This is a genomic window from Cupriavidus sp. LA-1 (assembly GCF_055385985.1).
The window spans coordinates 2,134,771-2,147,423 of record NZ_AP031387.1 but is presented as its reverse complement, the minus strand read 5'-3'; the positions used below and the strand labels follow the sequence as shown (position 1 = coordinate 2,147,423).

General features: G+C 65.4%; 13 protein-coding genes. 9 read left to right on the top strand and 4 right to left on the bottom strand.

Going from position 1 to position 12,653, the window contains the following annotated elements; translation table 11 throughout:
• Positions 1 to 10: 10 nt before the first annotated feature.
• Positions 11 to 1,024, bottom strand: coding sequence for a zinc-dependent alcohol dehydrogenase family protein (locus ACZ5MJ_RS10125; protein WP_464219087.1), 1,014 nt, complete (start codon positions 1,022 to 1,024; stop codon positions 11 to 13).
• A 212-nt stretch (positions 1,025 to 1,236) separates the two neighbouring features.
• Between ACZ5MJ_RS10125 and ACZ5MJ_RS10120 the strand changes: the two genes are divergently transcribed.
• The 3 genes from ACZ5MJ_RS10120 to ACZ5MJ_RS10110 all read left to right on the top strand — a co-directional run bounded on the left by ACZ5MJ_RS10120 (position 1,237) and on the right by ACZ5MJ_RS10110 (position 3,604).
• Positions 1,237 to 2,217: a Bug family tripartite tricarboxylate transporter substrate binding protein gene (locus ACZ5MJ_RS10120; RefSeq protein WP_464219086.1), complete on the top strand. Its 981-nt coding sequence runs from the start codon at positions 1,237 to 1,239 to the stop codon at positions 2,215 to 2,217.
• A 20-nt stretch (positions 2,218 to 2,237) separates the two neighbouring features.
• Entirely contained in the window at positions 2,238 to 2,444 is a 207-nt protein-coding gene (locus ACZ5MJ_RS10115; protein ID WP_464219084.1) for a hypothetical protein, read from the top strand.
• A gap of 347 nt (positions 2,445 to 2,791) precedes the next feature.
• Positions 2,792 to 3,604: a GntR family transcriptional regulator gene (locus tag ACZ5MJ_RS10110; protein WP_464219083.1), complete on the top strand. Its 813-nt coding sequence runs from the start codon at positions 2,792 to 2,794 to the stop codon at positions 3,602 to 3,604.
• Between the two features lie 17 nt (positions 3,605 to 3,621).
• Here the strand turns inward: ACZ5MJ_RS10110 and ACZ5MJ_RS10105 are convergent, their stop codons facing one another.
• The gene (locus ACZ5MJ_RS10105) at positions 3,622 to 4,578 is read right to left on the bottom strand and encodes a YeiH family protein (RefSeq protein WP_464219082.1); all 957 of its coding nucleotides are present in this window, start codon (positions 4,576 to 4,578) and stop codon (positions 3,622 to 3,624) included.
• 317 nt (positions 4,579 to 4,895) lie between these two features.
• Here ACZ5MJ_RS10105 and ACZ5MJ_RS10100 point away from each other — a divergent pair, with 317 nt between their 5' ends.
• Complete coding sequence (locus ACZ5MJ_RS10100; protein ID WP_464219080.1) at positions 4,896 to 5,741, top strand: TauD/TfdA dioxygenase family protein; 846 nt, start codon at positions 4,896 to 4,898, stop codon at positions 5,739 to 5,741.
• A gap of 145 nt (positions 5,742 to 5,886) precedes the next feature.
• Here the strand turns inward: ACZ5MJ_RS10100 and ACZ5MJ_RS10095 are convergent, their stop codons facing one another.
• Positions 5,887 to 6,804: a LysR family transcriptional regulator gene (locus tag ACZ5MJ_RS10095; RefSeq protein WP_464219078.1), complete on the bottom strand. Its 918-nt coding sequence runs from the start codon at positions 6,802 to 6,804 to the stop codon at positions 5,887 to 5,889.
• Between the two features lie 146 nt (positions 6,805 to 6,950).
• Here ACZ5MJ_RS10095 and catA point away from each other — a divergent pair, with 146 nt between their 5' ends.
• From catA to ACZ5MJ_RS10070, 5 genes are all read left to right on the top strand, one after another.
• A complete protein-coding gene (gene catA, locus ACZ5MJ_RS10090; RefSeq protein WP_464219077.1) occupies positions 6,951 to 7,874 on the top strand; it encodes a catechol 1,2-dioxygenase in 924 nt (307 codons plus the stop codon).
• Between the two features lie 105 nt (positions 7,875 to 7,979).
• A complete protein-coding gene (gene benA / locus ACZ5MJ_RS10085; RefSeq protein WP_464219076.1) occupies positions 7,980 to 9,404 on the top strand; it encodes a benzoate 1,2-dioxygenase large subunit in 1,425 nt (474 codons plus the stop codon).
• Positions 9,401 to 9,916, top strand: coding sequence for a benzoate 1,2-dioxygenase small subunit (benB, locus tag ACZ5MJ_RS10080; RefSeq protein WP_464219075.1), 516 nt, complete (start codon positions 9,401 to 9,403; stop codon positions 9,914 to 9,916). Before benA ends, benB begins: the two co-directional genes overlap by 4 nt.
• Before the next feature lie 21 nt (positions 9,917 to 9,937).
• On the top strand, positions 9,938 to 10,957 hold the full coding sequence (benC, locus tag ACZ5MJ_RS10075) for a benzoate 1,2-dioxygenase electron transfer component BenC (protein WP_464219074.1): 1,020 nt from the start codon (positions 9,938 to 9,940) through the stop codon (positions 10,955 to 10,957).
• A 17-nt stretch (positions 10,958 to 10,974) separates the two neighbouring features.
• Positions 10,975 to 11,760 carry a 1,6-dihydroxycyclohexa-2,4-diene-1-carboxylate dehydrogenase gene (locus ACZ5MJ_RS10070; RefSeq protein WP_464219072.1) on the top strand — a complete coding sequence of 262 codons (786 nt, stop codon included), beginning with the start codon at positions 10,975 to 10,977 and terminating at the stop codon, positions 11,758 to 11,760.
• Between the two features lie 85 nt (positions 11,761 to 11,845).
• Here the strand turns inward: ACZ5MJ_RS10070 and ACZ5MJ_RS10065 are convergent, their stop codons facing one another.
• Entirely contained in the window at positions 11,846 to 12,640 is a 795-nt protein-coding gene (locus ACZ5MJ_RS10065) for a type IV pili methyl-accepting chemotaxis transducer N-terminal domain-containing protein (RefSeq protein WP_464219071.1), read from the bottom strand.
• Positions 12,641 to 12,653 lie beyond the last annotated feature (13 nt).

Sequence of the window (12,653 nt, the reverse complement as noted above, 5' to 3'; positions counted from 1 at the left end):
GAACCAGCAATCAGATATCCAGCACGATCTTGCCGATGTGCTGATTCGATGCCTGGTAGCGAAAGGCGTCGGCGATGGCTTCCAGCGGAAAGTGCCGGTCGATCACCGGGCGGATGCCGGTGGCATTCAGGGCGCGTACCATGTCAAGCTGGTGTTGGCGGCTCCCTACCAGCAGGCCGGTCAGGCGCAGGTGCTTGCGTAGCAACTGGGTAACGGTGACCGGCCCGGTCGGGTTCCCCAGTGAGCCGATCACGGCGATATGTCCGCCGACACGGGCCGCCGTCATCGATTGATCGAGCGTTGCCGCTCCGCCGACCTCAATAACATGGTCGACCCCGGCACCGTCTGTCATCTCGCGCACTGCCTCGCCCCACTGCGCCGTCGAGCGATAGTTGATCAGGCAATCGGCGCCGAGTTGCCGGAGCCTGGCAAGCTTCTCGTCCGAGGATGAGGTGGCGATCACGCGCGCGCCGGCCGCTTTGGCGAATTGCAGAGCGAAGACCGATACCCCGCCGGTGCCCAGAACCAGCACGGTTTCCCCGGGCTTCAAGGCGCCGTCGACAAACAGTGCTCGCCATGCCGTCAGCCCGGCCGTGGTCAGCGTCGCGGCCTCGGCATGGCTGTAACCGTGCGGGGCAGGTGTGAAGTGGCTAGCAGGGAGCGTTACGGTTTCCCGCGCAAAGCCGTCGACGCCATCCCCGGGGACGGTGGCGAAATCGCACACGCGAGGGTCTCCGTCCAGCCAGGTCGGGAAGAAGGTGCTGACGACACGGTCGCCAACGGCAAATTCCTCCACACCCGCGCCGACGGCTATGACTTCTCCAGCGCCGTCAGCCATTGGAATACGCCTGTCCTTCAGTTCCCGACGGCCGGAAACCACGGCGTAGTCATGGTAGTTCAGCGAGCTTGAGCGAATACGGACGGTGATCTCGCCCTGTCTGGGGGGTGCGGCCGTGGCTTCCCCGATCACGACGCGCTCGAGGCCGGCGGGTGGATCGAGATAAATGGCTTTCGATGCAGTCATGGCATTCCCTTTGATTGGCGACAGCAAGTGCGCGGCAAGTTTAGCATCGGTAAATTATTAATGTCGACGAAGCGTGGTGAAAGCCAAAGCGCTGTCAAATTAAATAGTGTCGACAAGAATAAAAGTGTGTACCATGGTCAATGCGTCGCGCCGACTGTGAGTTGCCAGCGAGCAGCGCCCCAAGCACGCCGTACACCAAGGAGACTCCAACCATGTTCGACGCGAGAAAATGCCTCGCCGCGCTATGCGCCATCTGGTTTGGCGCGGCGGCAGCGCAGGCCAGTGCAAATACCTATCCCGAGCGTCCGGTCCGGCTGATCGTGCCATTCCCGGCCGGCAGCAGTATCGATACCGCGGCTCGCGTACTGGCGCGCAACCTGACGCCGGCGCTTGGCCAGGCCATCGTGGTGGAGAACAAGTCAGGCGCCGGCGGCACCGTCGGCGCGGTCGCGGCGGCGCGTGCGGCACCTGATGGCTACACCATCTTCCTTGGCTCGGTGGCGCAGCTGATCGGCAAGGTGGCGCAGCCGTCGGTGGCCTTCGATCCCTTGAAGGACTTTGCGCCGGTCTCGCTCGCTTACCGGACTGCCGAGATAGTCACCGTCAGCTCTCAGACGCCGGTCCGGTCGGCTCCCGACCTCGTGCGGTGGGCAAAGGACAACCCCGGGGCACTGAACTATTACTCCGGCGGCGTAGGGACGGCGGCACACTTGCTCGGTGCCACCCTTTCCACCAAGGAGGGGGTGAAGACGGTGCACATACCGCTTCGCGCGGTGACCGACATGCTGCCGCAACTAGGTGACAAGACGCCGCATTTCGCCTGCTTTATCGCGCCGGCGGTGCGGCCCTATGTCGAATCCGGGCGCCTTCGGGCGCTGGCGGTGTCGTCGCGCGAACGGCTGCCGCAACTGCCGGACGTGCCCACGCTGTATGAGATCTTCAAGGACGAGGACTTGGTCCAGGAGAGCTGGCTGGGCATCTGGGCGCCGGCAGGCACGCCGAAGCCGGTCATGCAGAAGCTGTTCGCCGCGACGGAGCGCGCAGTCAACTCGGCTGACTTCAGGGACGCGATGCGTCGACAGGACCAGGAGGCAATCGCCAGCAGCAGCCCGGAGGCCTTTGCTTCGTACATGCGTGCGGAGTACGCCAAGTGGGAGCGCCTGGCCAATGTGGCGCAGCTCCCGCGTCAATAGCCGGGCACGGAGGTAAGGATATGAAGGGCGATCAGCGTGCCGGGGATGGCGCCTGCTTCCGTCGGCGCCTGCGCCGGACGGTCTGTCATGGATTTTCCTGGCTTGCCGGGTTCCTTAGCTACGCGACCACGGCGATGCTGCTGACCGACGTGATGGCGTGGGACAGCGATGGCAAGATCGTGCGCCATTACTTGCAACAGGGCGAGGCACCCGCAGCCGAGGAGTGAGCCGGCTGCGCAAAGCGCAAAGGGCGGGCAGGGCGGCGTCAGCCGCCGTCCTGCCCCCAGCGCGTCGGCAACTTGCCGAACCGCGAAGCGAACCACCCGGTTCCCCAGCCTCCAGGCGGCCAGCCCCAACCATTCGCTGGCGAGGCTTTGCTCCAACACCGCCGACGTCGCCTGAAAGCCATCCAGACCACACCATGCCGGATCCGCGCCCCGCGGACGGGCTCTGTGCGCCATGTGTCGGCCGGCCCGGTGCGCAACGTGAGGTAAGATCTTGGGCGCCGCCCGCACCACACTGCACCGCGCCGCCGGCGCCAGACCTGTTCGCAACCCTCGGAAGGACCCCATTCATGGGCAGACTCAAGACTACCAATACGCCTGAACTGCAGGCTCTACTGACGCAGCAGTCCCCGCAGAATCCGGTCACGCTGGCGGTCGAGCAGGCGCTTATGCATGGACGCGACTGGTCGGCATCGGTGGCCGAGCAGATCGCGGTGCGGCTGGCCGGCCTGATCGCGATCGACGTGATCCACGCCGGCCAGCGCCTGCTTGAGAAGGACATCAGCGACGTCCTGGAGGTCAGCCGTGCCCCCGTGCGCGAGGCCCTCCGCATCCTGGAGCGCGAGCGGATGATCGAATTCCGCGCGCGCCGCGGTGCTATCGTCACCGAGCCGAATGCGCAGGACCTGCGGGATATCTACGTGGTGCGCGAGGCGATGTTCGCCATCCTGCTGCGGCAGCTGGTGGAAGAGCGCCCGGAGGCGCTTGAAGCCCTGTTCGAAGCGTTCATGCCGCAGGTCAGCAAGGCGGTGGAGGAGTCCGCCGTGGATGCCTATACCAGCGTGACGTTCCTGGCGAACATGGCGATGGCGGACCTGTCGAGCAACCGGCTGGTTGGCGATTTGCTCAATTCCCTCTCGCTGCGGACCCTGCGCTATGTGCGGCTAGGGCTCGCATCCAATCCCGGCTTGCTCGAGAATAACGTCAAGACCTGGCGCGCACTGCAGCGCGCCGTAGCCAAGCGCGACATCGACGCGGTCCTGCAGACCGCGCGCAAGCGCATTGAAAGCTCCCGCGAAGCCGCCATTCGCGCACTGCCTCGCGCGGAGCCGAAAGGCAAGGGCGCCGCCTCGGGCCGCGCCACGCCGGCCAGGGCCGCCTGAACGGCGGCCCGTCCCTGCTATAGCGCGCTGGTCAGCCTCTGCATCAGCAGGCTGCTGGCGGCAACGCTGGCCCAGACCAGCAAGCCCAGCAGCAGCGGCCGCCAGCCGGCGCGCCTGAGCCGCGCGATATCCGTGTTCAGCCCGATTGCCGTGAGCGCGCCCACGATCAGCAGCGGCGCGACCATCCGCACTGCGCCGGTGAGCGGGGCAGGCAGCCATTGGTTGGTGGCGGACGCGGCCACGAACATGACGATGAACCAGGGCACGCTGCGGCGGATCGAGCTGTTCGCGCGTTCGCGCCGGTACAGCGTCGCGATCACCACGACCACCGGCACGATCATCATCGCGCGCGTCAGCTTGACGATAGTGGCATATTCACCCGCAGTGGCGCTCCAGGCATAGGCCGCGGCGACGACCGAAGACGTGTCGTTGATCGCGGTGCCAGCCCAGAGCCCGAAGCCCGCATCCGTCATGCCGAGGAGTTTGCCCGCGACCGGAAAGAGCATCACGGCGACGATATTGAACAGGAAGATCGTGGACAGCGCGTAGGCCGTGTCATGCTCGTCCTGCTCCAGGATCGGGGTGATGGCGGCGATGGCTGAGCCGCCGCAAATGGCGGTGCCGGCGCCGATCAGGATCTTGAGCTTACCCGGGATGCCCAGCAAGCGCCCGGCTGCCACGGCGACCACGAATGCGACCGTCAGCGTGACCAGCGATACCGGCAGGGAATGCAGGCCAGTGCTGGCAACCTGCTGCAGAGGCAAGCTGAATCCGAGGGCAACGATCGAGCATTGCAACAACTGCCTGGAAGCGAAGCGGATGCCGGGCAGGCATCGCTCGCCCGGCGTGAACCACTGCCGGCAGGCAATGCCGAGCATCATGCCGATCACGGCGCCGCCCAGCAGCGGGAAGGCGCGGCCGAGCAGGACAGCTGGAATGGACAGGAGCAAGACCAGCAGCAGTCCCGCAATCATGGAACGGGATGTCCGCAGCGCTTCGGTCCCGGATCGCCAGGCGTCGGCCCAGGGGCCGGGAACAATTCTGACTACCTTCATAGCATCTCCTTGGCTGGTCGACTGCACGTTCTGTGTGCCTGGCGCCGGGCAAACGCGTCGGCAACCACGCTGCCCCTGCTCGATGGCGGGGACTCTAGCATGGCTATGAGATTAATGTCGACACTATTAAGGGCGACTGCTAGTATTTATCAAAGCGTAGCCCGGGACGCTGCCCCGGAGGCGCGGCCACCGCCGCGCAGGTGGACGCTTGTTCCCTAACGAGAAGGAGACGAAGAATGATCAAGGTAGAGAAGCTGACCAGCTGTATCGGCGCCGAGCTGTCAGGCGTCAGCCTGGGCGACGCCTCGCGCGATGCCGGGTTGTTCGCGGAGATCAAGGCCTTGCTGCTGCAGCACCGGGTGCTGTTCTTCCGCGACCAGGACCTGACCCGTGCCGAGCACGTGGCCTTTGCGCGCCGCTTCGGCGAACTGGAAGACCATCCGGTGGTGGGCAGCGACCCCGAGCATCCGGGGCTGGTGCAGATTTATCGGTCCGACGAAAAGCAGCCTTACGAGAACAACTACCACACCGACGGGCTGTGGCGGCCGAATCCGCCAATGGGGGCGGTGCTGCGCTGCGTCGAGTGCCCGAAGGAGGGCGGCGATACCATCTGGGTGAACATGGTCGAGGCCTACCGGCGCTTGCCGGAAGAGGTCAAGCAGCGCATTGCCGGCTTGCGCGCGAAGAGCAGCATCGAACATTCGTTCGGCGCGGCCATGGCGCCCGAAGAGCGCGAGCGGCTTGCCACGGCCAATCCGCAGGTTGAGCATCCGGTGGTGCGCACCCACCCTGAGACCGGCGAGAAAATCCTTTACGTGGGCAGCTTCACCACGCATTTCGTGAACTACCACACCGTCGAGAATGTGCGCTACGGCCAGGACAAGAACCCTGGCGCGAGCCTGCTGCTGAACTACCTGCTGAGCCAGGCAGCGATCCCCGAGTTCCAGGTCCGCTTTCGCTGGCGGCCGAACAGTGTGGCGGTCTGGGACAATCGGGCCACGCAGCATTATGCGGTGATGGACTACTGGCCGGCACCGCGCAAGATGGACCGCGCCGCGATCATCGGGGACAGGCCGTATTGAGCGAACCCGCTGTGGCTTGATGTGTGCCGTCAATGCTTCGCAGCGAGATGCGAAATTCAAGAAGGCGGATAGAGGCGGGCTGCCTGGTATGGGTACGCTCGTCCTTGGCCACTGCCGCTTGCGCTTGCATCGTTGCCCATGGGCCTTATTCCTTCTGGGGAGGCAGGTAGGCCATGCCCTCGTCCTCGTAGAGGCGGTAGATCATGTCCCGCAGCGAGCGCAGGTCGGCCGACTCGTCCAGCATGCGTGTGCTCATGATAATGGGAGACACCAGCTTGGGATCGTCCAGTTCCTTGTAGGTCACGTCGCCCCGCTTGAGCCCGTAGACGCTGCTGGGCACCACCGAAATGCCTTCGCCCATCGCCACCAGCCCGAGTGCGATCTGCAGCTCGCGCACCTCGTGCAGGCGGCGCGGTTTCAGGGCGCGGTCGTGGAAGGCGGCCAGCACCTGGTCGGCAAAGCTCGGGCGCGGCGCCTTCGGGAAGATGATGAGCGGCTCGCCGACCAGGTCGTGCAGCGCGAGTTCGGGCTTGGCGTCAGCCAGCGGATGGCCGACCGGCAGCGCCACGATCATGCGCTCCTCGCGCAGCACCACGCGCCGCACCGATGGGTCTTCGTGACGAATGCGCCCAAAGCCCACATCGATGCGCCCCTCCTTGAGCGCCTTGATCTGGTCCATGGTCGACATCTCGTGCAGGCTCAGTTCGAGATCGGCATGCATCTGCCGGAAGCGCCGGATGATGCGGGGCAGCATCCCATACAGCGTGGAGCCGACAAAGCCGACTGACATCTTGTGCTCGATCTTGCCGACCCGCTTGGTCATCGCCTGCAGTTCGGCCGTCTGGGCCAGCAGTTGCAGCGCGTGGGTATAGAAGTATCGCCCCGTGTCGGTCAGCTTCAGCGGGCGCGAGTGGCGCTCGAAGAGCTGCACGCCCAGGTCTTCCTCCAGTTGCTGGATCTGGCGCGACAGCGGCGGCTGCGCGATATGCAGCCGTTCGGCTGCCCGGGTGAAGTTGCGTTCTTCTGCCACGGCCACGAAGTAACGCAGGTGCCGCAATTCCACGACTATACCCCCTGAGTATCATGCGGATACCAAATCAGTGTTGGACTGCCAAAACTGCCGTTGACTATGCTCCATCCGTGCCTGGAAGACAAGCTTGATACCTGAAAAGCATGGACCGGCACCCAACCACAATGATGGAGACCCCCATGACTCACTCGGAAATCGACGCCCTGGTCAACGGCTTTATCGTCGCCACCGGCACGCAAGGCACCCCCGACCCGCGCGTACAGCAAGTGGTAGTCCGCCTGGCCGCGGACCTGTTCAAGGCGATCGAGGATCTCGACCTGAGCGCCAGCGAAGTCTGGAAGGGCATCGAGTACTTCGCCGAGGCCGGCGCCAGCCAGGAGCTGGGCCTGCTCGCCGCCGGCCTGGGGCTGGAGCGCTTCCTCGACATCCGTGCCGACGAGGCCGAAGCCCGCGCCGGCCTGACCGGCGGCACGCCGCGCACCATCGAAGGTCCGCTCTACGTGGCCGGCGCCCCGGAAAGCACTGGCTTCGCCCGCCTTGACGACGGCAGCGACGATGGCAAGGGCGAGGTCCTGTTGATGCAGGGCACGGTGTATGGCGCCGACGGCAAGCCGCTGGCCGGCGCCAAAGTCGAGGTGTGGCACGCCAACCTGATGGGCAACTACTCGTTCTTCGACAAGACTCAGTCGCACTTCAACCTGCGCCGCACCATCGTCACTGACGCCGATGGCCGCTACCAGTTCCGCAGCAACGTGCCGAACGGCTACGGCTGCCCGCCGCAAGGCACCACCCAGCGCCTGCTGGACCAGCTTGCGCGCCACGGCCGGCGCCCGGCCCACATCCATTTCTTCGTGTCGGCGGACGACCACCGCAAGCTGACCACGCAGATCAACATCGACGGCGACGAATACCTGTGGGATGACTTCGCCTTCGCCAGCCGCGAGGGGCTGGTGCCGGCGGTGACCCGTGTCACCGACACCGCCGCGCTCGACAAACATGGCGTGGACAAGCCGTTCGCCTCGATCGACTTCGATTTCCGGCTGCTGCCGGAGCAGGCCGGCGCCCCCGCCGCCGAGGTGGGGCGCCAGCGCGCCGCCGCCTGATTTTCCGCAATGCCGCCCGCCTTGCGGGCCGGCAGATCCAGTCCGGGCGGCAGCGCCATGCGCGGCGCCGCCCTGGCGACAAGACACCGGCAGGAGACAACTTCCATGATCCCCATCTATCCGGAGGGCACGGCCCCCGTTCGCCCCGGCGCCAGGCGCCTCGACCTGGATGCCTTCCTGGTGGAAGACAAGGCAAGCGGCGACTACCGGCTGCACCGCCAGGCCTTTACCGACGAAGACCTGTTCGAACTGGAGATGAAGCACATCTTCGAGGGCAACTGGATCTACCTGGCCCACGAAAGCCAGATCCTGGACAACAACGACTACTACACCACGCATATCGGCCGCCAGCCGGTGGTGATCGCGCGCAATCGCCAGGGCGAGCTGAACGCCTTCATCAACGCCTGCAGCCACCGCGGCGCCATGCTGTGCCGCCACAAGCGCGGCAACAAGGCCACCTACACCTGCCCGTTCCACGGCTGGACCTTCAACAACAGCGGCAAGCTGCTGAAGGTGAAGGACCCGGAGAACGCCGGCTACCCTGACTGCTTCAACAAGGAAGGCTCGCACGACCTGAAGAAGGTGGCGCGCTTCGAGAACTACCGCGGCTTCCTGTTTGGCAGCCTGAACGCGGACGTCCCGCCGCTGAAGGACTTCCTCGGCGAAGCGGCGCGCATCATCGACATGATCGTCGACCAGTCCGCCGACGGGCTCGAGGTGCTGCGCGGCTCGTCTACCTATACCTTCGAAGGCAACTGGAAGCTGCAGGCAGAGAACGGCGCCGACGGCTACCACGTATCGGCGGTGCACTGGAACTACGCCGCGACCACCGGCCACCGCAAGCAGAAGAACGCGCAGGAAGACAAAATCCGCGCCATGGACGCCGGCAAGTGGGGTCAGCAGGGCGGCGGCTTCTACGCCTTCGAGCACGGCCACATGCTGCTGTGGTCGCGCTGGGCCAACCCGGAGGACCGCCCCAACTTCAGCCGCCGCGAGGAATTCGCCGAGCGCTGCGGCGCGGAAACCGCCGACTGGATGATCCGGAACTCGCGCAACCTGTGCCTCTACCCCAACGTTTACCTGATGGACCAGTTCGGCTCGCAGATCCGCCTGCTGCGCCCGTTGGCCGTCGACAAGACCGAGGTCACCATTTACTGCATCGCGCCGAAGGGCGAATCCGACGACGCGCGCGCGCGCCGCATCCGCCAGTACGAGGACTTCTTCAACGTCAGCGGCATGGCCACGCCGGACGATCTCGAGGAATTCCGCGCCTGCCAGCAAGGCTATGCCGGGCAGGCCCTGGCATGGAACGACATGTGCCGCGGCGCCAGGCACTGGATCGAAGGTGCCGACGAGGCTGCGCAACGCATCGGGCTCAAGCCCGTGATGAGCGGCGTGCGCACCGAGGACGAGGGCCTGTACACGGTGCAGCACCGCTACTGGCTGGATGTGATGAAGAAAGCCGTGGCAGAGCAGTCCGGCGCAGCCGCGAATGAAGCCACCGACGCCGCCGCAGGGAGCGCAGCATGAGCACCGCCGACACCATCCTCGACAAGCCAGTCGACCTGGCCGCCATCCAGTCCTTCCTGTACCGTGAGGCGCGCCTGCTGGACGACGAAGAGTGGGACGCATGGCTTGCGTGCTACCACCCCGACGCAAGGTTCTGGATGCCGTGCTGGGATGACGACGGCAAGCTGATCACCGACCCGCAGCGCGAGATCTCGCTGATCTATTACCCGACCCGCCAGGGCCTGGAAGATCGCGTGTTCCGCATCAAGACCGAGCGCTCCAGCGCCACCATTCCGGACACGCGCACCAGCCACAACCTGAGCAACGTGGAAGTGCTCAGCACGGAGGGCGACACCTGCACCGTGCGTTTCAACTGGCACACGCTGAGCCATCGCTACCAGACCACCTACAGCTACTTCGGCATGTCGCGCTACACGCTCGACCTCGCCGGCCGGCAGCCGCGCATCCTGGACAAGTATGTCGTGCTCAAGAACGACTACATCAACCAGGTCATCGACATCTATCACATCTGATCCAGGCTGGAGGAACGCGCCATGGAACACACCATTGCCCTGCAATTCGAGGACGGCGTCACCAGGTTCATCACCTGCGGCGAGAACGAGACCCTGTCCGACGCTGCCTACCGGCAGCAGATCAATATCCCGCTGGACTGCCGCGACGGCGCCTGCGGCACCTGCCGCGGTCTGTGCGAATCGGGCAGCTATGACCTGCCGGCATCGAGCTATATCGAGGATGCACTGACCGCGGAGGAAGCGGCCGAGGGCTACGTGCTGGCCTGCCAGACCCGCCCGCGATCGGATTGCGTGATCCGCGTGCCCGCCTCGTCGGCCGCGTGCAAGACCGGCGTCACCACCTACCAGGGGACGCTGGCCGAGCTGGAACAGCTCTCCGATTCGACGATCGGCTTCGCCATCGACCTGGACGATGCCGCCGGCCTGGACTTCCTGCCTGGCCAGTATGTCAATGTCGAGATCCCGGGCACCAGCCAGACGCGCTCATATTCCTTCAGCTCGGCGCCCGGCAGCGCGCGCACGGGCTTCGTGGTGCGCAACGTGCCGGAAGGCCGGATGAGCACCTGGCTGACCGGCCAGGCCAGAGCCGGCGAGCGCGTGGCGTTCTCGGGCCCCTACGGCAGCTTCTACCTGCGCGAGGTAGTGCGGCCGGTGCTGTTCCTGGCCGGCGGCACCGGCATCGCCCCCTTCCTGTCAATGCTCGATGTGCTGGCCGGCAGCGGCTGCGCGCAGCCGCTGCGCATGGTCTACGGGGTCACCAACGACATCGACCTGGTGGCGCTGTCGCGCATCGATGCGGCCCAGGCCGCATTGCCCGGCTTCGAATACCGCACCTGCGTCGCTGAACCTGCCAGCAACCACGCCCGCCGGGGCTATGTCACCGCCCATGTGGAGCCGGAATGGCTCAACGGCGGCGATGTCGACATCTACCTGTGTGGCCCCGTGGCGATGGTGGAGGCGGTGCGTGGCTGGCTGCAGCAGAGCGGCATCACACCCGCCGGCTTCTACTTTGAGAAGTTCTCGGCCAGCAACGCGGCGTGAGCAAGGAGGAAGACAAGATGGGAACCGCTGCACGCTTTGCTGGCAAAGCGATGATCGTGACCGGCGCCGCGCAGGGCATCGGCCGAGGCGTGGCGCTGGCCGCCGCCGCCGAGGGCGCCTCGGTCGCGCTGGTCGACCGCTCGGCGCTGGTCGATGAAGTCGCGGCGCAGATCGCTGCTGCCGGCGGGCAGGCCATCGCCGTGCACGCCGACCTGGAGCGCTATGCCGGCGCCACGCAAATGGCGCAGGTGGCCGAGGCAGCCTTCGGCCGCATCGACATCCTGGTCAACAACGTGGGCGGAACGATCTGGGCCAAGCCCTTCCAGGCCTATGAAGAGGACCAGATCGAAGCCGAGATCCGCCGCTCGCTGTTCCCCACGCTGTGGTGCTGCCGGGCGGTGCTGCCCGGCATGGTCGCGCGCCGCCAGGGCGTGATCGTCAACGTGTCGTCGATCGCCACGCGCAGCATCCACCGCGTGCCCTATGCGGCGGCCAAGGGCGGCGTCAATGCACTGACGGCCAGCCTTGCCTTCGAGCATGCGCACGAAGGCATCCGCGTCAACGCCGTCGCCACCGGCGGGACCGAGGCGCCGCCACGCAGGATTCCGCGCAACGGGGCAGCGCAAAGCGAGCAGGAGGCGATCTGGTACCAGGCTATCGTCGACCAGACCAAAGCGTCCAGCCTGATGCACCGATACGGAACGATCGACGAGCAGGTGCATGCGATCCTGTTCCTGGCGTCGGAGGACGCCTCGTACATTACCGGAACGGTGCTGCCGGTTGGCGGCGGGGATCAAGGTTGATGGCGCAAGTCCGGACGGTGGATCGCACTGCTAGCCGCGGGTTGGTTACCGCACTGCTGAGGTCCGCCGCTTGCGCCTTCCAAGCCTACTTTAGCGTGCGCTCGTACATGCCAGTGACGTCGTCCATCACCTGAAGAATTCGCTCGCTGGTCGTGGCAATATTCCTCAACTGCTCCGCCCGGCTGACACCAGTCTGACTGAGCGCCTCTTTGAAGAACAGCCACTGAGAACCGGCAAGCTGCAGTTCGCCCCGGATTGCAGCAGTGTTTTGTGGTGCCGAGGCCAGCAGTTCCTGCGCGGCGGTGAATTCCGTGGTGGCCGTGTCCAGCTCCTGCGCCATCTGGGGGGAGGCGATGCCCCAGGCACGCAACATGCTGATCTTGGCGATTTTCTGCGAGAGCATTCGCTGGCGGCCGGCAACGTTGATCAGCTTTGCCGTAGTGGTGCCGGAGAATCTCTCCAGCTGTACGGTACCTTGTTGTGCAAGCTTCAGTACCTCTTCGCTCATTCTTGCGATGGTCTTCCCATTCTCCAGATTCGGTTCGCTGCCGGACAGCAACTGCTTATAGGAAATCCACGCCTGCGCTAGTCTCGCGTAGGTGTCCTTGATCTCCGACGTAGGCGCGAACGCCTGCAGATCCATGAGTTGCTTGTCGAACAGCGCGACCGACTGCTCAAGGATCCGCCTGGCTCGTTCGGCTTCAACACCGAGGCCAGCCTGGCAATAAGCCTTGGCCATGCGCTGGGACAGCATGCGCTGGCGGCCGGCCTTGTTGATGGCCGAGTTGATGTTCGGTGTTTCGGCCGAGGCGGTTCCGGCCAGGGCAAGCGCCAGGGCGCTGCAGACGATCAGGCAAACGGCACTGAGGTAACGATTCAAGGCAGTCTCCGCA

Bases quoted from the DNA above. Each gene is read 5' to 3' on its own strand.
- ACZ5MJ_RS10125 (WP_464219087.1), bottom strand. From the start codon at position 1,024: ATGACTGCATCGAAAGCCATTTATCTCGATCCACCCGCCGGCCTCGAG.
- ACZ5MJ_RS10120 (WP_464219086.1), top strand. From the start codon at position 1,237: ATGTTCGACGCGAGAAAATGCCTCGCCGCGCTATGCGCCATCTGGTTT.
- ACZ5MJ_RS10115 (WP_464219084.1), top strand. From the start codon at position 2,238: ATGAAGGGCGATCAGCGTGCCGGGGATGGCGCCTGCTTCCGTCGGCGC.
- ACZ5MJ_RS10110 (WP_464219083.1), top strand. From the start codon at position 2,792: ATGGGCAGACTCAAGACTACCAATACGCCTGAACTGCAGGCTCTACTG.
- ACZ5MJ_RS10105 (WP_464219082.1), bottom strand. From the start codon at position 4,578: ATGATTGCGGGACTGCTGCTGGTCTTGCTCCTGTCCATTCCAGCTGTC.
- ACZ5MJ_RS10100 (WP_464219080.1), top strand. From the start codon at position 4,896: ATGATCAAGGTAGAGAAGCTGACCAGCTGTATCGGCGCCGAGCTGTCA.
- catA (WP_464219077.1), top strand. From the start codon at position 6,951: ATGACTCACTCGGAAATCGACGCCCTGGTCAACGGCTTTATCGTCGCC.
- benA (WP_464219076.1), top strand. From the start codon at position 7,980: ATGATCCCCATCTATCCGGAGGGCACGGCCCCCGTTCGCCCCGGCGCC.
- benB (WP_464219075.1), top strand. From the start codon at position 9,401: ATGAGCACCGCCGACACCATCCTCGACAAGCCAGTCGACCTGGCCGCC.
- benC (WP_464219074.1), top strand. From the start codon at position 9,938: ATGGAACACACCATTGCCCTGCAATTCGAGGACGGCGTCACCAGGTTC.
- ACZ5MJ_RS10070 (WP_464219072.1), top strand. From the start codon at position 10,975: ATGGGAACCGCTGCACGCTTTGCTGGCAAAGCGATGATCGTGACCGGC.